The organism is Flavipsychrobacter stenotrophus (assembly GCF_002954265.1).
GTDB lineage: Bacteria > Bacteroidota > Bacteroidia > Chitinophagales > Chitinophagaceae > Flavipsychrobacter > Flavipsychrobacter stenotrophus.
The window spans coordinates 55,961-76,119 of the sequence record NZ_PPSL01000011.1; the positions used below are offsets into that span (position 1 = coordinate 55,961).

General features: G+C 44.4%; 18 protein-coding genes. 11 read left to right on the top strand and 7 right to left on the bottom strand.

Going from position 1 to position 20,159, the window contains the following annotated elements; all coding sequences use genetic code 11:
- Positions 1-510: 510 nt before the first annotated feature.
- Together CJD36_RS23885 and CJD36_RS22190 are read right to left on the bottom strand one after the other, a co-directional pair.
- On the bottom strand, positions 511-1,167 hold the full coding sequence (locus CJD36_RS23885) for a J domain-containing protein (protein WP_317047183.1): 657 nt from the start codon (positions 1,165-1,167) through the stop codon (positions 511-513).
- Positions 1,168-1,299: 132 nt separating this feature from the next.
- Positions 1,300-1,911, bottom strand: coding sequence for a DNA-3-methyladenine glycosylase family protein (locus tag CJD36_RS22190; RefSeq protein ID WP_105041405.1), 612 nt, complete (start codon positions 1,909-1,911; stop codon positions 1,300-1,302).
- A gap of 135 nt (positions 1,912-2,046) precedes the next feature.
- On the opposite strand from CJD36_RS22190, the gene ygiD reads away from it, so the two are divergent.
- Both ygiD and CJD36_RS22200 read left to right on the top strand, forming a co-directional pair.
- Positions 2,047-2,934, top strand: a complete 888-nt coding sequence (gene ygiD, locus CJD36_RS22195; protein WP_240609409.1) for a 4,5-DOPA-extradiol-dioxygenase — start codon at positions 2,047-2,049, stop codon at positions 2,932-2,934.
- 176 nt (positions 2,935-3,110) lie between these two features.
- Positions 3,111-3,563, top strand: a complete 453-nt coding sequence (locus CJD36_RS22200; RefSeq protein WP_105041406.1) for an LEA type 2 family protein — start codon at positions 3,111-3,113, stop codon at positions 3,561-3,563.
- On the opposite strand, the gene pdeM is transcribed toward CJD36_RS22200, so the two are convergent.
- Both pdeM and CJD36_RS22210 read right to left on the bottom strand, forming a co-directional pair.
- A complete protein-coding gene (gene pdeM, locus CJD36_RS22205) occupies positions 3,558-4,193 on the bottom strand; it encodes a ligase-associated DNA damage response endonuclease PdeM (protein WP_105041407.1) in 636 nt (211 codons plus the stop codon). The two genes, CJD36_RS22200 and pdeM, sit on opposite strands and share 6 nt — an antisense overlap.
- 204 nt (positions 4,194-4,397) lie before the next feature.
- Positions 4,398-6,821 (bottom strand): ligase-associated DNA damage response DEXH box helicase, encoded by a 2,424-nt coding sequence (locus tag CJD36_RS22210; protein WP_240609410.1) that lies wholly within the window; start codon positions 6,819-6,821, stop codon positions 4,398-4,400.
- A gap of 239 nt (positions 6,822-7,060) precedes the next feature.
- Here CJD36_RS22210 and CJD36_RS22215 point away from each other — a divergent pair, with 239 nt between their 5' ends.
- Positions 7,061-7,495, top strand: a complete 435-nt coding sequence (locus CJD36_RS22215) for a hypothetical protein (RefSeq protein WP_105041408.1) — start codon at positions 7,061-7,063, stop codon at positions 7,493-7,495.
- A gap of 276 nt (positions 7,496-7,771) precedes the next feature.
- Here CJD36_RS22215 and CJD36_RS22220 read toward each other — a convergent pair whose 3' ends face one another.
- Complete coding sequence (locus CJD36_RS22220) at positions 7,772-8,245, bottom strand: hypothetical protein (RefSeq protein WP_133162760.1); 474 nt, start codon at positions 8,243-8,245, stop codon at positions 7,772-7,774.
- A gap of 166 nt (positions 8,246-8,411) precedes the next feature.
- On the opposite strand from CJD36_RS22220, the gene CJD36_RS22225 reads away from it, so the two are divergent.
- Entirely contained in the window at positions 8,412-9,845 is a 1,434-nt protein-coding gene (locus CJD36_RS22225; RefSeq protein ID WP_105041410.1) for a leucyl aminopeptidase family protein, read from the top strand.
- A gap of 109 nt (positions 9,846-9,954) precedes the next feature.
- On the top strand, positions 9,955-11,028 hold the full coding sequence (pdxA, locus tag CJD36_RS22230; protein ID WP_105041411.1) for a 4-hydroxythreonine-4-phosphate dehydrogenase PdxA: 1,074 nt from the start codon (positions 9,955-9,957) through the stop codon (positions 11,026-11,028).
- A 1,539-nt stretch (positions 11,029-12,567) separates the two neighbouring features.
- Here the strand turns inward: pdxA and CJD36_RS22240 are convergent.
- Positions 12,568-12,804 (bottom strand): hypothetical protein, encoded by a 237-nt coding sequence (locus tag CJD36_RS22240; RefSeq protein WP_105041413.1) that lies wholly within the window; start codon positions 12,802-12,804, stop codon positions 12,568-12,570.
- 154 nt (positions 12,805-12,958) lie between these two features.
- On the opposite strand from CJD36_RS22240, the gene CJD36_RS22245 reads away from it, so the two are divergent.
- From CJD36_RS22245 to CJD36_RS22255, 3 genes are all read left to right on the top strand, one after another.
- The gene (locus tag CJD36_RS22245) at positions 12,959-13,804 is read left to right on the top strand and encodes a GNAT family N-acetyltransferase (protein ID WP_161499421.1); all 846 of its coding nucleotides are present in this window, start codon (positions 12,959-12,961) and stop codon (positions 13,802-13,804) included.
- 105 nt (positions 13,805-13,909) lie between these two features.
- On the top strand, positions 13,910-14,989 hold the full coding sequence (locus tag CJD36_RS22250) for an outer membrane protein assembly factor BamB family protein (RefSeq protein ID WP_105041415.1): 1,080 nt from the start codon (positions 13,910-13,912) through the stop codon (positions 14,987-14,989).
- A 4-nt stretch (positions 14,990-14,993) separates the two neighbouring features.
- Positions 14,994-15,452: a nuclear transport factor 2 family protein gene (locus tag CJD36_RS22255; protein ID WP_105041416.1), complete on the top strand. Its 459-nt coding sequence runs from the start codon at positions 14,994-14,996 to the stop codon at positions 15,450-15,452.
- A 163-nt stretch (positions 15,453-15,615) separates the two neighbouring features.
- Here CJD36_RS22255 and CJD36_RS22260 read toward each other — a convergent pair whose 3' ends face one another.
- The gene (locus tag CJD36_RS22260; RefSeq protein WP_105041417.1) at positions 15,616-17,118 is read right to left on the bottom strand and encodes an ArnT family glycosyltransferase; all 1,503 of its coding nucleotides are present in this window, start codon (positions 17,116-17,118) and stop codon (positions 15,616-15,618) included.
- Positions 17,119-17,218: 100 nt separating this feature from the next.
- On the opposite strand from CJD36_RS22260, the gene CJD36_RS22265 reads away from it, so the two are divergent.
- The 3 genes from CJD36_RS22265 to CJD36_RS22275 all read left to right on the top strand — a co-directional run bounded on the left by CJD36_RS22265 (position 17,219) and on the right by CJD36_RS22275 (position 19,771).
- Positions 17,219-18,319, top strand: a complete 1,101-nt coding sequence (locus tag CJD36_RS22265; protein WP_105041418.1) for a Nif3-like dinuclear metal center hexameric protein — start codon at positions 17,219-17,221, stop codon at positions 18,317-18,319.
- A 1-nt stretch (position 18,320) separates the two neighbouring features.
- Positions 18,321-19,079, top strand: a complete 759-nt coding sequence (locus CJD36_RS22270; protein ID WP_105041419.1) for a zinc ribbon domain-containing protein — start codon at positions 18,321-18,323, stop codon at positions 19,077-19,079.
- 227 nt (positions 19,080-19,306) lie between these two features.
- Positions 19,307-19,771 carry a glucosaminidase domain-containing protein gene (locus tag CJD36_RS22275; protein ID WP_205685690.1) on the top strand — a complete coding sequence of 155 codons (465 nt, stop codon included), beginning with the start codon at positions 19,307-19,309 and terminating at the stop codon, positions 19,769-19,771.
- The last annotated feature ends 388 nt before the right edge of the window (positions 19,772-20,159 follow it).

Here is a 20,159-nt window from a genome sequence, read left to right on the forward strand (position 1 = left end):
TAACCATATAAGGAAAAATAATTGCTATTCAATTTGCTTTATCTTTGAATATATGAGGTTCAGCATTAATCAAATATTTATCGTGATATTGCTACTATGCTCAACCGGTGCTATTGGGCAGTATGGGAGCTACTACCCACTTACGCGTGATACGTTCAATCACTTTAAGGATAGCTTGGTGATTGTGGGTAAGATAGTTAAATATTCGGGGCTGCACCCACAATGTGGTACCCGTTGTAGTAGTGAGCATTTGATTGTTGACCTGTCAGAAAAAAATCCAAAGTATCCATATCTTCTAATTTATATTGCTTTTACCTGCTTTGACCTAATCGATGAAAAAGAGCTATTCAAAACAATCAGAATGAAAATTGAAAAGATAGAACTAAACGATGATGCATGCTTTTGGAGTTCGTCGTCATTTGATTCGAAAGGATTGCCCTTTTATGATCTAATTAGCCATTCCGTCGTAAAATAATTAGCTTTCACTATACAAAGCCTCATCGCCCCATCTCACTTCGTCCCATAAAAATACATCAACACACAAAGCAGTATCGTGATCAAGACAATAACTAACGGTAGTAACTGCCTTTGCTTTGCCTGCTTTTCCCTGCCCTTATAAAATTGATAGATATCCCGCTGTTGGTCAATGTCATCAGTAGTCTTCAGCATCTGCGCTACTATCACATCCAGGTATTGTATCCCCAGCCAATGGGTCGCTTTCATCACTTCCGCTCTTATAGCACTGTTCTTCTCTTCATCACCAAAATGCCTTAGCACACCTATATGTGCGTCAGTCAGTATCAGCAATATATACTCCTGTAACGCCCGCTGACTTATACGATAAGTATCCATAGCCGCCAGGCTCTTATTCATATCAATAGCCACGGTAAGCAACCACGATGGCGTTACCTCTTGTGTGTTTGCAGTCCGCTTACCCGCACCACTCATCCACAGGTCATCATGATACCGCTCTCTCTTCAAAGGATTAGAGAGAACACTGTATGCCTCCTGTATCTCTTTAAACTGAGCCTCAGCATACACATTATCCGGGTTCTTATCCGGATGATACTGCATAGCCAACTTCCTGTATGCTTTCTTTATCTCAGTTAGCGTAGCAGACGGTTGTACCCCTAATATTTTATAATGATCTTTAATAGTCGTTAGTATTTAGTACATAGTAGATAGTCCCGATGCATAGCGTCGTATGTCAAAAGTAGAAAGAAGAAAGTTCTCATTATTACTCAGCACCATTCTTTCATTACACCCATTGCCAAATTGTCGAATTGTCAAATTGTCAAATTATTTTCCATCTTTGTAATCCCAAAGGAAGAAACAAGCATACGTCCTGTATGGCGCCCACTTCGCCGATAATTTCAACATCTGCGCTTTAAATGCCTTCTTATCCGTCATATCTAATCCATACACCTTGGCAATGCCCTGCTGTATACCCAGGTCATCAATGGCAAACACATCTTCTCTACCCAGCGTGAACATCAGTATCATTTCTACCGTCCACCTGCCCACACCTTTTATCTGTGTAAGAAAATCGATCACCGCCTCATTATCCATCTTCGCAAATAGCTTATCAGTAGCGTTCTGTTCTATCATAAAGCGCGCTACATTATGTACATAACTCACCTTCGCGTTAGACAAGCCGATACCACGCAATGTCTCTGTTGGTGTATCCAATATTTGCTGCGCCGTCGGCTCTTCCCCATTATACAGATCAAGGAAACGTTTAAAAATAACCTCAGCTACCTTCGTCGACAACTGCTGACTTATAATAGAAGCACACAGCCTCAAACAAATGTTCTTCCTCTTTTTCAAAGGTCTCGGAATTATTGTCTTGAGTAGTGGCAATAACTTTTTATCTTTAGAAAGATGAGCGTAGTAAACGGCTTCGGTATTCATTATAGATAAAAGTAACAAACTACCGCACCCCCACAAAATGAATCACTATTGCGCCACTCAATACCTATATATTTTCAATAAATTGAAATTACATGTACATACACGTATCTTTGTGTTGAGTTTTAACTTTCGATCTTGAAAAGAAGAACATTTATAAAAAATGGCAGCATTTTAGCAGCCGCATCCATCACAGGTATGTCTACACTATCTGCACTCGAATCTTTGGGCAACAGCCTGGCACCATCACCACGTATGCCCGTTATGTTTATCGGCCATGGCAGCCCCATGAACGCCATTGAAGACAACGAATTCAGCCAAAGCTGGCGTAAAATGGGTAAGCAATTACCACGACCGCAGGCCATACTTTCTATTTCCGCACACTGGCTCACCAACACCACCAAGGTCACCACAATGGCACAACCAAAAACCATTCATGACTTTGGCGGTTTCCCTAAAGCCCTGTTCGATGCACAATACCCGGCACCCGGTGCTGTAGAAATGGCGAACCTCTCCAAGCAACTCATCACCGCCAGTGATGTACAGGGAGATGACACTTGGGGTCTCGACCACGGTACATGGAGCGTACTATTACCTATGTACCCTGCTGCAGATATTCCTGTGTTTCAGCTAAGCCTCGTCTACGACAAGTCCCCCGAATACCACTACCAGATAGGTCAGCAACTATTAAAGCTGCGCGATAAAGGAGTACTCATATTAGGCAGTGGCAACCTGGTACACAACCTCGGCCGGGTAGACTGGCACAATACAGGCATAGTATACGATTGGGCCAAAGAATTCGACAGCAAATTTACCAGCTGGATAGACAAGGGCGACCATGCATCCATAATGAACTACCAGAAAATATTGGGTGCAACAGCCACCATGACCCATCCTACTTATGATCACTTGCTACCTCTGTTCTACATACTTGGCTTGCAGCAGAAAAACGAAAAAGTAACATACTTCAATGACACCATGCAGATGGGTTCTATATCCATGCGATCATTGATAATCCAAGCATAATAAAAATCTTTTCCAACACAGCCACAAATTAAGCTCCTGTCGCGAGAGTTAGCGCAGCGCTCTCGTGACGACATAGTTTATCGGGTCTCTGACACGAACATCAGGCCGATACTCTTTGAGACAAGAAACCCCATCTCAAAATAATCAATACTTTTACCTATCAATCATCAAACAAAATGAGACAACTATACACCCTTGCCCTGGTAGCCACACTCCTGCTCACTGCCTGTGCGAGACCAAAAGATCTTATCTACCGAGGCGTTGAGCATTTCGGATTCAAGCAATCAGGAATCACAAACACCATGCTCACTGTAGACCTCAAATTATACAACCCCAACAAATACGCACTTATGCTCAAAAGTAGCGATGTAGCGGTCTATATCAATAGTTCACATGTTGGCCAGGCATACCTTCGCGACAAAAAACTCATCCCTGCCAAAGACACCTTTATTCTCCCTGTAGTACTCAAAGTAGACTTACTGCATGTGATACCAAATGCATTACAACTACTAACGAAAAAAGAAATAACACTAAAGCTGGAAGGTAATATCAGAGCAGGAAGACATGGCATATTTATGGTGCTGCCTGTAACTTATGAAGGCAAGCAAAAGATAGATATCAAGCTATAACCTTCGCACACTATCACTCAACACCAGATACACATGGCTTGCCTTGTTCTGGTCCATACTATAAAGTCCCGTGAGCACACCGAACGCAGGCAATATCATTAACTGCTCCTGCATATAAAAACATGGCAATTTCACACTTTGCCTGCCCATACCCGATAGCACCACTCCCGGATGTATATGCCCGACCACATTCACCTTACCTGCTGCAACATTATTCAGTGGTTCATGTGAATAAATGAATAGTTCATCTTCTATGGTATCTACGACCGCAACACAAATATCATGAAACTTGCTGCCATTGATAAGGTCATGATTACCCCTTACTAACGTAAACTGAATGTGCTTATAGGCGGCAACAAGATCACAGAAGTTATGCCAGTCATCGTTAAGGCTGCTATGAAAAAGATCACCCAGGAAATAAACCTTCTTTGGTTGCACGAGGTCAAACAAACTCCGCAGATTATCGTAGTCGCCCTGCTGCGCTGAAGACGGAAGCGATATACCATTCTTTCTGAAGTGGCTGGCCTTACCAAGGTGCACATCTGCAATGATCAGCAACTCCTCGTCCGGCTTATACAAAGCCTTCTGAAACAACAAAGTAAACGCAACCCCACTAATATCGATCGTCATAAAGACGCAAAGTTAAGGTGTAGGCAGTAAATGTAAAAACACCGAATGTCATGATGATCCTTAGTTTACACTGGCTTGTCGAAGTGCCGAACCACTACATTCTGACACTGGTCGAAGCTTCTCGCTTCGTCCTAACGCATGCAAGCGCCCCGCTTGCGAAACAAAATTTATGTACACCGACACCACGCGCCGCCGACTTACGACTTACGCTCTATCCAACTGCTCCAACATCTTCTTCACCCTATCCTCAAATTTTTCATTCGTAAACTTCTCCCTAAACCGTTCAGTGAGTATCGGGAAACAGAAAGGGCTGAACTTTTCAAGGTCTTTAATGATTACATGCTGCGTCTCCATTCGCTGCAGTGCCTGCATCATACGCACCTGCTCCATCTGGAAGGTCATTACCTCATCATATGCCTGCTGCAGTAGCAAATTATTCGGGTCAAAATCAGTAAACACACCAAAGAATAATTGCGAATTGGCCTGCACATGCCTTGTTTTCACAGCCTTACCCGGATAGCCATTGAACACCAATCCCGCTATGGTGGCTATGTCCCTGAATTTCCGCTTAGCCATCTCCGATATATTCACACTGGCATAAATGTCAGCCGATATATTGCTGCTATCAAAGAGTGCATTACCCAGCGCTTCTTCTACGGGTATCTCCTGATCGCTCAGCAACTCAAATCCGTAGTCATTCATGGCTATGGAAAAGGTCATTGGCTTTATCTGTGATATGCGGTAGGCAAACAATGACGCCATACCCTCATGTACATTGCGCCCTTCAAACGGGTAGAAAAACACATGATACCCATCCCTTGTCTTTATCTTCTCTATCAGCAACTCATCATTATGCGGCAGATGGCTGCGCATCTTTTGCTCTTCAAATAACTGCGACAGGCTACTTATCTCAATATCCGTTTTCTTCTTCCCATACTCATCAAGTTTCATTCTTATGGTCGATGACAACTGGGACGACAGAGGCATCCTCCCGCCTTGCCAGCTGGGAAAAGCTCCCTTATTGCCTGCGCTACGCTTCACGTAAGCGGTCATATCTTTTATGCGTATCAACTCTAGGTTCTTACCCGTAAACCAAAACGAATCGCCGGGGCTAAGCCTGGATATAAACCACTCTTCTATACTCCCTATCCTGCCACCACCCACATACGTCACCTGTATCATAGCATCACTTACTATCGTGCCTATACCCAACCTGTGGCGCATAGCCACCCGCTTACTAGTAACTACATAAAGGCCGTTCTCTATCACTACCTTATGAAACTCGTCATACGCTTCCAGCATACTACCGCCATCTGTTATGAACAGCAGACACCAGTTAAATTCTTCTCTCGTCACCGAGTTAAAACAATGTGTTTTGATAACCTCCTCATAGGTTTCATTGGCTCTGAACCCATCCGACACAGCAAGTGTCACCAGGTATTGTATCAGCACATCGAAAGATCGTATATACGGCACCCGCTGCTCTATCTCACTATGCGTTACGGCATGCCGCAGAGCACTCCCTTCTATGATCTCCAGTGAATGGGTCGGTAAGAAATAGATCTTACTGATAGCCCCCGGCTGGTGGCCACTCCGCCCTGCCCGCTGCATGAACCGCGCCACACCCTTAGGAGACCCTATTTGTATAACAGTATCTACCGGCCTGAAGTCCACACCCAGATCAAGGCTGCTGGTGCATACCACTGCTTTCAGTATACCTTCATGCAGGGCATTTTCTACCCACAGCCTTGTCTCATCACTCAGAGCGCTGTGGTGCAGTGCCATAGCTCCGGCCAGGTCGGGCTCCCGCTCCAGCAGCCGCTGATACCATATCTCACACTGCGAGCGGGTATTGGTAAAAAGCAGTGTGGAATTACTTTTATGAATAATGGGCAACACCTCTTCCATCAGTTTAATGCCCAGGTGCCCACCCCAAGGGTATTTCTCTATCACCTCCGGGATGATGGTCTCTATCTCTATCCTCTTTTTAAGGTTGGTGCGTATCATGGTACGTTTGCCACCATATCCGCCCAGCAATACTTCTTCCGCTTCCTCCAGGTTGCCAATAGTAGCCGATATACCCCATATCTTCAACTCCGGATTGATCGCTTTCAGCCTGCTTAGCGCCAGCTCTATCTGCACGCCCCGCTTGGTACCCATCAACTCATGCCACTCGTCTATAATTACAAACTGTAGATTTTTGAAGGTATCATTATATCCCTTCGCTGCCAGCAGCAGGTGCACACTTTCGGGAGTAGTGATCAGCCCGTTGGGCATCTTCTTCTTTTGCTGCGTGCGCTCTTTCAGGCTCGTGTCACCGCTGCGCAAGCCTATGGTATAACTCAGTCCCAGCCCGTCACTCACCCGCTCGGTAGCCATGTATATTTCCTTACTCAGCGCCCGTAAGGGTGTTATCCATAAGCAATGTATGCCCGGCTTTTGCTTTTTATAATATTGCTGCAATACGCCAAACCATATCGCATAGGTCTTCCCAAACCCGGTAGGCGCATTCAGCAACCCCGAGTACCCCTTCCCTATGGCATCCCACGTATTCACCTGAAAGTCATAAGGCTGCCAGTCACTCTGCTTAAACCACTGTTCCGCTATAGGATGTTTCGATAAGTCCACACCTTGAAGTTAAAAGAATTGAGCCACAATAAAAAAGCTGCGGAATGATACAATACCAGCCACCCGGACCAAATATCATAAATGCGAAAATTGCAGAAAATGTCATGATGCCGAAGGCATCAGATGTCTATAGAGTAGTTATATCATTATCAAAACGATGCCGAAGGTATCGGATGTCTATATATGCGGATGTCTCTCAGAACAACAATCCGAGACACAAAATCCCCTACTTTTGCCACATGGAATTAAAACCTGGCATTGGACTAGACAACATCAAATTTGGCGCAACAGAAGCTGAAATAATGGCACTTATCGGTGACCCCGACAAGACCTTTACTAATGAAGACGATGAAAATGAGCTCATCTACCAATACAATTCGCGTAAGCTTAGACTTACATTTTATAAGCACGAAGATAGAAAACTGGGCTACATCAGGTGCGGCAACTATAAGGTTACTTATGATAACCAACCACTGCTAGGTCGCCCCATAAAAGAAGTGACAGATGTTACGTTAAAACATATTGCTCCATGGGAGGTCGACAGTTACGAATTTTTCGATGTTTACCTGAATCATGAAAACTGGATTTCCCTTAATGTGGAATACGAAGAGGTTGTAGATCTGGAATTAGGCGTACCGTTTAATAAGGATGATTCGTATAACTGGCCTATATAAATAGCTAATGCCTTCAACAAATTAAAAGTTTGTACCTGGGCAACACCCAACACCTAAGTCTGCCGCTGTTGTGTCTTCTGACCAACAGCCATCTGGCCGATTCTCTTAGAGATGCGCTAACTACACACTCCCCCCTTATTTTAAGAGGGGACGATGTTCGACCGGACCTTGGGCCGGTTGTCGAATGTCGGGCCTGCCTGCCGGTAGGCAGGGGTCATAAACCATGTCAGGCTGGTTCTCTTTGAGACCTACGAAAGATTCGGTTTACACAACTTCCTAAATACGACATCTCTTAATTCTCCACCCCATCCATACCCCAACAGCCACTGCCGGAATAATGCCAAAGACCGTGATCCATGTGAATGGCTTAACAACATAAGACTCAAATCCCTCTTTGATCGAGTATTTCCAGGGCATGCCTTCCAATAAAAAACCAGGCAAGCCTGAGAGAAATGCGGTAGTCATTAATGCCCCTATGCCACAAAGGATACCCGCAACCAGGTGATTCTTCTTGTTGATCAATATGGTTATTCCTGCCAGTTGCCCCCACAAATAACCACTTATCAGCATGATCACCGCACCCAATACCATATTCAATTGCATACCGGCATCTGCAATCCAACCCAAATCCATTCCTCTCCCACCAATACCCGTCATCATGGCCATTATCAAATAGGCCGTTATCAGTCCGACAACCGACGATATCAAGCCTTTCCTTCCTCCTATTTTTCTTGCCTCAGCTCTCGTCATCCCTTTTATACTCAATAGTTAAACACTATGAATTGCCATAAAGATATTTGAATTAGATCGCAATTAACTGCAATGCATATTGTGCTCGTTATGCTGTTATCCTCCTTTTTTGCACATACATGGCTTCCCCTGCCTTTATTTCCCTATAAAACATAACTTTACGCCCATGGAATTCAAAATATCGCAAAAACCATCTGCTAATCACAGATTATATATCGTAAGCGGCTCAGACAAACTGGAAGCTGCTGCTTTGACTCCCGAAGAGATCGCCTATGTGGGTACTGCATTTACTGCCGATCAATCCTTCATAACCATCAACCGCTACAGCAATTTCATCTTCATCAGCCTGCTGAAGGAGAAAAAGACCGACTCACAGACCAGCGAAGCTATACGCAAGGCAGGTGTGGAAGCGCAGGCAGTAGCCAACAAACATAAGATAGTAGAGCTGACCATTACCAACCTGTCTACCCGTGCCGATGCCGCTGTGCTGATGGCAGAGGGTATTGCATTGGCCAACTACCAGTTCCTTAAGTACCGTACTGAGGCTAAGAAACTTACCAATACACTGGTTCGTATCTCTTTCACCAAAGAGTCGGCTACCGTAAAGGAAGTAACTCAACTGGGTATTATTGTTGAGGCAATATACAAGGCACGTACCCTTGTTAATGAGCCATTGAGCTACCTGAGTGCCGAGCAGCTGTCTAAAGAGATCAGTGCTATTGGTAAAGAAGGTGGCTTTAAAGTAACCGTTTTCAACAAGGCACGCATAGAAAAAGAAGGTATGGGCGGATTGCTGAGCGTGAACCGCGGCAGTATCGATCCTCCGACATTCTCTATAATGGAGTATGTACCTAAAAAGGCTATCAACAAGAAGCCATTGGTACTCATTGGTAAGGGAGTAGTGTACGACACCGGTGGTGTATCGCTGAAGCCTACTGCCAACTCTATGGACCGCATGAAGAGCGACATGAGCGGTGCAGCGCTGGTTACCGGTGCTATGTACGCTATTGCGCAGATGCAGTTGCCTATTCACGTTATAGCTCTCGTACCTGCTACCGACAACCGCCCCGGAGAGAATGCTTATGTACCCGGCGACGTTATCAAAATGATGAGCGGAGCTACGGTAGAAGTATTGAATACCGATGCTGAAGGCCGCATGCTACTGGGCGATGCACTACACTTTGCCAAGCGCTACAATCCGCAACTGGTAGTAGATTTCGCTACCCTTACAGGTGCAGCGTCAGCTGCAGTTGGTGAACATGGTATAGTGTGCATGGGTACCGCTGGTGATGATGTAAAGCAGGCTTTCCGCGACAGTGGTTTCCGCCAGTACGAGCGACTCGTTGAGTACCCGCTATGGGATGAATATGGCGATCAGATAAAATCTGATATTGCCGACATCAAGAACATTGGCGGTGCTACAGGTGGTGCTATTACAGCAGGTAAATTCCTGGAGCATTTTACCGACTACCCATGGATGCACTTCGATATAGCAGGCGTATCTTTCAATGTGGCTAAGAAAGGATACTACCCTATCGGAGGTACTGCCTACGGTATGCGTATGTTGCTGGACTTTGTTTCGCACATGGGAAAATCGTAATTAAGTTAAAAATTAAAAGTAAAAACTAAAAAGTGGGCTAATAGTGCAGTCTGGATAGCATCTTCTGCATACTTTACACTTAGTACCCTGTTACAAAATAAACTACCACATGCAAGTAAATACAGACAAACCGGTTATAGGCATTACAACGGGCGACCTTAACGGGATAGGCCTGGAACTGATCATCAAAACCTTTTCCGACAACCGGATACTGGAATTGTGTACGCCTGTTATTTTCGCGTCCAACAAGGTGATCAATTTTTACCGCCGCCTGTCGCCGGAATATACTTTCAACTTTACCAGCACCAAGGATATGGCTGTGCTTAACTATAAGCAGATCAACATATTCAACTGCTGGGAAGATGAGGTGCCTTTGCAGCCCGGAGTACTTACAGAAGCAGGCGGCAAGTATGCCGTTCGTTCACTGATGGTAGCTACCCAATGCTTGAAAGATGGTCAGTTGGACGCACTCGTAACTGCTCCTATACATAAGAGCAATACCAATGTTGCCGATTTCCCGTTCACAGGTCATACCCCATTCTTTAAAGACAAATTTGGCGCTAAAGATGTGCTGATGCTGTTGTATAACGACAAGCTGCGTGTGGGCCTGGTTACCGAGCACATACCTGTGTCTAAGATCTCTGCTACCATTACCAAAGAACTGTTGCTATCGAAGCTGGCTATCATGAAGGAAACCCTGATAAAGGATTTCGGGATTGATAAGCCGAAGATTGCTGTGCTGGGCCTAAACCCCCATGCTGGTGATGACGGACAAATTGGTACCGAAGAGCAGACAATAATTAAGCCGGTTATCGATCAGCTACGCCAGGCAGGCAATCTTACCTTTGGTCCTTACAGTGCCGATGCATTCTTTGCCCGTGGCAGCTATACTGAGTTCGATGCAGTATTGGCCATGTATCACGACCAGGGTCTTGTTGCATTTAAGACATTAGCCGAAGGTGGTGGCGTTAACTACACCGCAGGCCTAACGGTTATCCGTACTTCGCCCGATCATGGTACCGCATTCGACATAGCAGGCAAAAACATAGCCGAGCCGGAATCTTTCCGCGAAGCAGTATTCCAATGCCTGGATCTTTTGCGCCAGCGCGAAGAGTATGCTACCAATACCGCCAACCCAATGAAGCGCGGCCGCATAGAAAAGGAACGTTCTACAGAATCATAGGTTATAAGATATCATTTATAGAAGCACCGTTTTCGCAGGAAGGCGGTGTTTTTGTGTGTGTGAGAGGTGGAATGCCCGATGAAATGAAAAATAAAATCGGGCATAATAAAAATATAAAGTATTCATAATCAAACAATTGCATTTCCAGTCAATGCCCGATTTTGCCCGATTTTGTGCCTGACGCACAATGATTTTATGCCGTCATTGCGAGGAACGAAGCAATCTTGCATCGGGGTGCTTACACAGATTTTCTACAGTTGCTACAGATTCAAAACGAATACATCCTTGTGTGAGATTGCTTCGTGCCTCGCAATGGCAGGGTTCTGATAGCGCCCAAAACGAATACGTCCTTGCGTGAGATTGCTTCGCGAAGGGCTCGCAATGACCTGATTGAGGTATATACTTCAAAAGTGGAAGTTTTTTTTTACGGAAGTTTTGTAGCGGGTGTTTGGGCTGAAATGCATTGTGGGCTTGGGTTTGAAGGCTTTTTAACAAATTTCCTAAAACTTCCACTTTCTTCCACTTTTTTCCGATTCTTTCCGCTTATTTCAGGGCTGCCTCGTCCCTAAATAGGTTTACACATTGATTAGATAATCCCTGTATTTGTTTACTGCCATCAGTAACTAGGTTTACACGTTTATGCAATTTCAAAAAGTGGCAGTTTTTCTGAAAAGTGGCAGTTTTCTATAGGGCAATTCGGCTGAATGACTTATTGGGTATGCTTTTCGGCTCATTTTAACAAATTGCCACTCGCTGCCACTTTCTGCTACTTTCTGCCACATGTTGCCACTTTTCACTGCTACCGCCTCACTAATTTTTCGCAAGCGGACGCTTGCATGGCTCAGGACGAAGCGAGACGCTTCGACCAGTGGATTATTTGTGCAAGCAACCCGATGCGAGATTGCTTTCCCGCAGAAAAAGCGGGACAGGCTGTTCCTCGCAATGACCCGCCCGGGATGGTTGACGTTGCAGGGCAGAAGATTTTCTGCCCCTACGTGTTGGGGGAACTATGGTGTGATAAGGTCTATATGTCAAAGATCTGAAAGGAAATATCCTGAATCGGGTGTAAATTAATATACGAAAATGAGTTTTTAAAATAAAGATATTCACAAAATTCTCGAAAAATAGTCGTGTATGACGCGCCAGTAAAGCGTTTGAGGTGAGTTATTTTCTGTGGATATGTTTTTTATGCCACATAGACATTGAAAGATGGCATTGTTGCGATTGGGCGCGAACCTAACGGCTCGCGGGGTAATGGGACGCCTGGCGAGCTACAAACCTTTTGCGCCTATGGCGCAATGACATGTGATGATGAAGCTTCTTTATGTGGAACAGACATTATGTAGATTTTTCTGTAGAGCCCATCATACAACAAAAAGCCCTTCGTTCAGATAAACGAAGGGCAAATATTAATAAGTATCTTAGAATAGCATTTTATTGACCGCACAAACCCCTTAACCAACCTATACTAACCAACTACAGGGCGTAATTGACAATATAGATCGACCTATGAAAGATTCGTTTGGGGCAGGGTTACTCTTAAGCTTTCAGAGACTCCATGTACGCTGTCAGCTGCTCCAGTGATTCGAACTGCACTTTTTCCTTGCCGTAACCCATTTTCCAGAATCTTGACTGTGGATCAGGATTGTACATACCTTTCCATAACTTGATACCCAGTTCTTTGTGCTCAAAATCCATAGACTTGGTATTCTCAGTTACCAAAGGCTCAAAACCCAGATCAAACAGATCGTCTTGTGTTATTTCAGAAAAATTCATGGTACAAATTTAGGGGAAAGTTGAGCGGATTTGTATGCAGGCGCCATATTTTTTCTTCGTTATTCTTAATCCTTTTTTAGAAGAATATATTTATCCTCTTTCTATTCATTCTTTACCCCGTTTAAACAGTATTTTCGGCTTCCCAACAAACCCAATGATCAAGAAATACATAACCCTACCCGACGACGTGCAAACGGCCGTTAAATCTCTGACCGCCTTATGCGAAGTGTATGACGGGTCAATTGTGCCGATACAGTTCGATCATAGTTTAAATTTTTACCCTCAGATGCATTCATGGTTTCTGTGCTTTGAAGAAGAGGAGTTACTGGGCGTGCTATCGATTTTTAATCATCGGAGTGATGTCGCAGAAATATCTGGCTGTGTACATCCCGGCATGCGCAACAAGGGAATATTCAACGAATTGATAGCTGCCGGCAGCAATGAACTAGCCCTTCACAGTATACCGACAATGTTGTTTGTTGTAGATAACAAATCAGCACCGGGTATGGCGGCGGTAGAGCAGGCTCGGTTACAATGCGACCATATTGAGTACCTCATGGCACACACTGGAAATACAGGGAAATATAAGTCAGCCAGCAAGGTGAGAGCAGCAGGGCCTGACGATGTAGATGATTTTATCAACATTAATTCAGCGCTCTTTCATGAAACAGAGGAAGAGTCAAGAAACATGATCTTATCCTGCCTGCAGTCTGGCGACAGGAAACAGTATATGGCTGAGATGGGCAATGAAATAATCGGCATTTGTACGCTCTATTATTCCGGCAATAAGGCCACCATCTATGGGTTGGGGGTTAGCGAAAAGCACCAGGGCAAGGGCTTGGGATTCGAGTTGATCAATTCGATATTAGACGTGCTGAAACAACAGGACTGCGAGGTGGAATTGGAAGTTGACAGCAAGAATGAGAAAGCTTATAATTTGTATAAAAAAGTGGGCTTTAAGGAAACAAGGGTGGTTAATTATTACATAGGTAGAAAATAAGATCGATCGGGACTTGTCCTTGCGTTTGCTAACTTTATATGAAACATTATATCATAAACAACCCCTCACCTATAGAAAAATCTATTCTTATTCCCCACAAGCTCTATGGTAATTAATGCTCGTTCTGTTCTGTTCTTATTCTGTATGCTATTGCTGGGGTGCAACAGCCGTACCCCCCTCACCAACCAGAGCCCAGAATATAAAATAGTAAGCGCAACCAATAGTGTTTATGGCTCTGTGCACGTGTGGGACAGCCTGCTGATTTATTGTACCTGGCAACCGGCAACCGTAGCTATCAAAAACATAATTACAGACAGCCCGGTTTTCTCGTTCGCTTTGCAGGAGGAATGTTATGCAGCGCCCATACTTAGGGGCAATAAACTTGTGGTGCAAAGGGCACGTGGGCTAATCTCTTGTATAGACATTGACTCCAAAAATGTGCAATGGGATTACCAGACAGAAGGTAGAAACAGGACATTACACCTTGCAGCCGACTCTATCATTATTGCCAGCGTGAATGGTAAAGGACTTGTCGCAATCAACCTCAAGACCGGGCAATTGATGTATAAACTGGAACCTGACAAGAACTGCACACTACCGGTTGGCTTTTTATATAATGTAACATCAGACGACAAGCATCTTTATGTAGCCGAATGGGAAAGAAGCCCGCTCGCAACATTTGATCTGCTGACCGGCAAGCTACTTTGGCAGGTTCGGACAGAGGCACTTTACACTTGTACTAAGCCTGTAATTATTGACAAGTACATATTTGTAGGCTTAGATGGGCTTACCGGTCCAGACTGCACCGATGCTAATATCGGCGGATATTTACTCATCAACAGGAGTGACGGGGTAATAGTACTCTACCGGGAATCAGACCCAGTCAGCTACTTAACTCCCCCTCACGACAGTAGTACAGTTTACTTCACTACGTGGAAAGACACTGTTGGCCATCTTCTTTCTTTGAACATAAATACGTTGAAAACAGACACTTTACATGCATATAGCTCGTATGACCGGATAGACGACGACTTGTACTTAGCTGATGACAACCTGTATTTTACAAAACGACATACACACCTAAATCGCTTCAACATAAAAAACCATAAAATATCCCCATTAAATTCCGAACTTCATTCGGGTAACGCAGTGAAATATAAAGACATCACCTACATCATTGAATAAAGCCATGAACAACGCCGCAACCATCGAAAAATTCTATTCTTCATTCAATGCACATGATGCTGCAAGTATGGCTGATTGCTATGACGACAACATCACATTTCAGGACCCGGCCTTTGGAGTACTACTTGGTGATGAAGCTAAAAGTATGTGGCGCATGCTGATGAAAGGAACGGATGTGCAGGTGACCTATAGCAATGTTGTGGCCAATGACAATGCGGGCAGCGCCGACTGGGTAGCCACCTATACATTCAGCAAAACCGGCCGCAAGGTGGTGAACCGCGTACATGCCGAATTTGAATTCAAAGATGGTAAGATCATCAAACACAGCGACACTTTCGACTTCTGGGTATGGAGCCGACAGGCACTAGGAATATCGGGGCTCTTGCTGGGCTGGACGGGTTTTCTGAGACAAAAGGTTACTGAGCAGGCTACAGGGAGGCTGAAGCAGTTTATGGGAAAATGAGTGGTTATGTGAACCAGGATAGTTTGTAGTTAGTTGTCACAACCCAAAAAGAATACGCCCGGATGTTCGGGTCAGAGACCCGATAAACTAGTCGTCACGAGAGCGCTACGCTAACTCTCGCGACAGAGAGACCGACAATAGCAGAAAAGTGTAGTGTGTGCATTTAGAGCGTCTTCCTTGAACTGCCAACCGCGGGCAGATGCGTCTTCTTTCCCTTTATAGTATAGTAGTTTACAGCACCGCTGCTATACGTCACCGAGAGGTCGCAAGCGCTATCTAGCGCCCATTTTGTATCGAACCTGAAAGCTACCACTTTGGTTGCCGTTCCGGGGTCTTTGTCGGGTGAAAACTGAATTGGCTTATGTTGGCGCTTTATCACTTCTCTATACCAGGTAAGGTTATCATCATAGTTATCCAATACCAGGTAACCATCAAGGCTTTTATCATTATCATTGGCCACGTTGAAGAGAATCTGGCTCATATCTTTATTCACATAGTCCCACTGGCTTGCGGGTTGCCCACAAGTAGCTACTTTAATTATAGTAGTATAAGCCGGCAGCGCAGTAACTATAAGAAACAAATACGGGAGCACATTCCACCTCATGGTCTTACTAACGTCTACCCTACCCAGCGCTTTGAAAATAGTATTTATGAATACCCCCCCTACTATGGCCATAAAGGGCATTACCGGCATTATATACCACCAGCATTTTGTCTCTGCTGACGATATTATGAACATATATACACCCATTACCAGAGAGAGATACAGCATTAAACGACGCACCTGTTTGTCGGCAGTGAGTCCACCGGTTATAAGTCCACCAACCAATGTTGGCCACCAGTAGGTAAACGCACGCTCATCGATCCAGTTGAAGAAATAAAAGAACGTACCCTTATGCCCCTCCAACACCTGTCCATAACGTCCGCCCAGCTCATTGAGTATTACCGCATCCAGATAACCATGCTTATAATGTTCTCTTGCCAGATAGTAACCCAGTACCAATGCTACAAAGGCTAAACCGTCTATATAGAACCTCTTCTCCTTTAATAAAGCCAGCAGTTTTTTTGTTGCGACGGCATAAATGAGTAAAGCCGGCAGAAACATTAACCCCTGCACTCCCTTGGTGTAAACAGATAGCGTAAGCAATAGCATGGTGATGTGCAGATACCGGATCTTCTTTTCTTCGAGATAAAGAAAGAAACATAGAATATACCCGGTTGTCAGTAGTGTCAGCAGTGTATCATAGTCGCCACTGCGGGTGCCATGCAGGGTAACATAGCCCATGCAGCTAATGAGCAATAAATTGCAGATAATACCCAGCCAAACGTCTTTAATAAATTTCCATGCAAAGAACCAATAGATGAGCAGACAGGTAGCCAGTGCTGCTAATGCAGATGGCAGACGGATAGCCCATTCATTTGCTCCCAGTATTTTTATGAAGATGGCTTGTATCCAGGTGAGGAGTGGCGGCTTTACACTCAATAGATCGGGAAAACCATTTACAGTGGTAATGAGCCAGTTGTGGCTTTCCGTCATCTCAATTGCCTTCATGGCAAGGCGGCCTTCATCCCACTGTTGTATGGGCAACTCGCCCAGGTGTGCAAAAAGGGGAATACTAACTATAAGCAATACCACAAGGATGCCGTGGATAGGTTTAAGGTTCATATGATAAGCGTGACTATGAAGGACAATGATACAAAATATATATAACGGGTACAATAGTTAATAATTGTGTGACTACATTTGTTGATATTAGAATAATTATATGCAGGTAAAAGATGTAACCAATGCCATTGAAGCCATAGCCCCACTAGTATATCAGGAGAGCTATGATAACTGCGGCATACAGGTAGGTGATAGCAATATGGAGGTGACAGGCACACTGCTGACGCTGGATGTGACCGAGGAAGTGATAGACGAGGCCATTAGCAGGAATTGCAACCTGATCATTGCCCACCACCCGCTTATTTTCTCAGGATTGAAAAAAATAGCCGGGCGCCATTATGTAGAGCGGATCGTTATCAAAGCCATCAAAAATGACATATGCATCTACGCAGCACATACCAACCTGGACAATATGCCGGATGGCGTGAACGACAAAATAGCCGAAAAACTGGGGCTGATCAATAAAAAGATACTCACCCCTAAAACCAATACATTAAGCAAATTATATACTTATGCCCCAGTAAGTATTGCCGATAAAGTGCGGGATGCCATGTTTGCTGCAGGTGCGGGCAGTATAGGCAACTACACCGAGTGCAGTTTTAGCGCCAATGGCACCGGAACTTTTCGCCCATCGGCGGAGGCCCACCCAGCGATAGGCACTGCCGGTGGACCACGAGAGACGGATACGGAGGTGAAAATAGAGGTGCTGGTAGAAAAGCACAGGGAAAGGGAAGTACTGGCAGCCATGCGCGGGGCACACATATATGAAGAGATAGCCTATGAACTGATACCCATTGCTAATACCAACCAGCAGATAGGGGCAGGAATGGTAGGTAATCTTGCTGAGCCAATGAATGAATTGGATTTCCTGGCGTTTTTAAAGACAAACATGAAGGCTGAGGGCATACGGCATACCCAGTTGAGTGGTAAGACCATACAGCGGGTGGCCATTTGTGGAGGGTCGGGCAGTTTCCTGCTGAATGACGCTATAGGAGCAAAAGCCGACATATTTATTACTGCAGACTTTAAATATCACCAGTTTTTTGATGCGGAAGGTCGTATTGTAATTGCCGATATAGGACACTATGAGACGGAACAATTCACGCCGGAAATATTTGAAATGGTTTTACAGAAAAAATTCCCTAATTTTGATTTCCTTTTATCAAACGTATTAACTAATCCCGTAAAATATTTTCGCTGATATGGCTAATGTAAAAGATTTTTCAGTTGAGGAAAAGCTCATTGCAGTTCTCTCATTACAGAAGATCGATTCTAAAATAGATGAGATCCAAACCTTGAAGGGCGAATTGCCAATGGAGGTTAAGGATCTTGAAGATGAGATCGCCGGCCTGCAGACACGTATCAATAATATTGACGCAGAAATAAACACTATCAACACTTTCATAGAGACTAAGACAGAAGCTAAGAAAGAATCTGAAGGGCTGATCAAGAAATATGAGAAGCAGCAGGATAATGTGAAGAACAACCGTGAGTTTGAAGCCATCAACAAAGAAATGGAGATGCAGGAACTTGAGGTTAGACTTAACGAAAAGCATATCAAGGATGCAACTTTTGACCTTAGGGACAGAACAAATGTTCGCCTGAAGACAGAAGAAAAAATAAAGAATGTAGAAGATTCATTGGCTATCAAGCGTGCTGAGCTGGAAAAGATCAGCATTGATACAGACAAGGAAGAAAAAGTATTGGCTGAGAAATCTGCTGAAGCTAAGGAAAAAGTAGACCCACGTTTGCTTACCGCTTACGAGCGTATCCGTGGCAGCTATCGCAACGGACTATCAGTAGTGCCTATCATGCGTGATTCTTGCGGCGGTTGCTTTAACGTGATCCCTCCACAGCGTCAGTCAGAAATTCGCCAGCACAAGAAGATCATTGTTTGCGAACACTGCGGCCGTATCCTCGTAGATACAGACCTGAATGATAAAGTAGGTATCAAAGCTTAATTGATTAGCTAATTAGCTGATAGTTTGAGTTATAATATTAGAAAGGGAGCCTATGGCTCCTTTTCTGTTCTAATCGAAAAAACAAGCAGCAGACCTTTAACAACCCGTTAGGCATTATCTAATAATATTTCCCTATATTTGCAACGATAAAGAAAGAAGAACTGCCCTCAATGGCTTTGAGTTTTTACTTTTCACTGTTAACTAAATTGTAAGTGCTTATGACAATAATGAAATGGATTCTGAAGCGGAAGATACTGGTGTTGGCCATGTTGAGTATAATGTTCTCTGCAACTGCACAGAACGGTACTTATATAACGAAGCATAAAACTATGACCACCGAACTTGCTGAGCAATACGGCATACCCTACTCGGTGATATTGGCTGTGGCATTGGTAGAATCATCTGCAGGTGAAGGAAAGACAGCGAAGAAGCTGAATAACCATTTCGGTATTGTAGGTAAGAATGAACAAGCGAAGACCGGTTACAAGACCAGGTATAAGCAATACGACAGCGAGCAGGAATCATTTATGGATTTTTGCCGCACGATCTCAAAGAAAGGTTTTTATGCCCGCCTGAAGGATAATGCTGATAGCAAGCAATGGGTAAAAGCTATAAGCAAGGCAGGCTATTCTGAACAGCCTAAAGTTTGGGAAAAGAGAATATTAAGTACAATTAAAGCGAACAAGCTTTAAGATATTTTAAAGATATATTGAAAGACCTGCCTTGTGGCGGGTCTTTTTGTTTTTTGGGGGCCGTTACGGATGTGGTTAGCTAGACAACAGGCAAATCCGCCCGATGCGAGACTGCTTCGTTCCTCGCAGAGACGGCTTAGGGAGCATCACACAAAAGCCGGTCTGAGACCGACGACGGGGACCGGTTCGCGAAGGGCTGCCAATTGCAGGGTCCAGATAGCTCCCCAAAACGAATACGTCCTTGCGTGAGATTGCTTCGTGCCTCGCAATGAACTGTGTTTATAAACAAGTATTTTGTAAATAATTTTTCTCAAAAATTGCTTCTTTTGTCGCAATAGCAAATGCTTGTTTGAGCAGCTTATTGACTACCGCTATTAGTGCCAGCCGC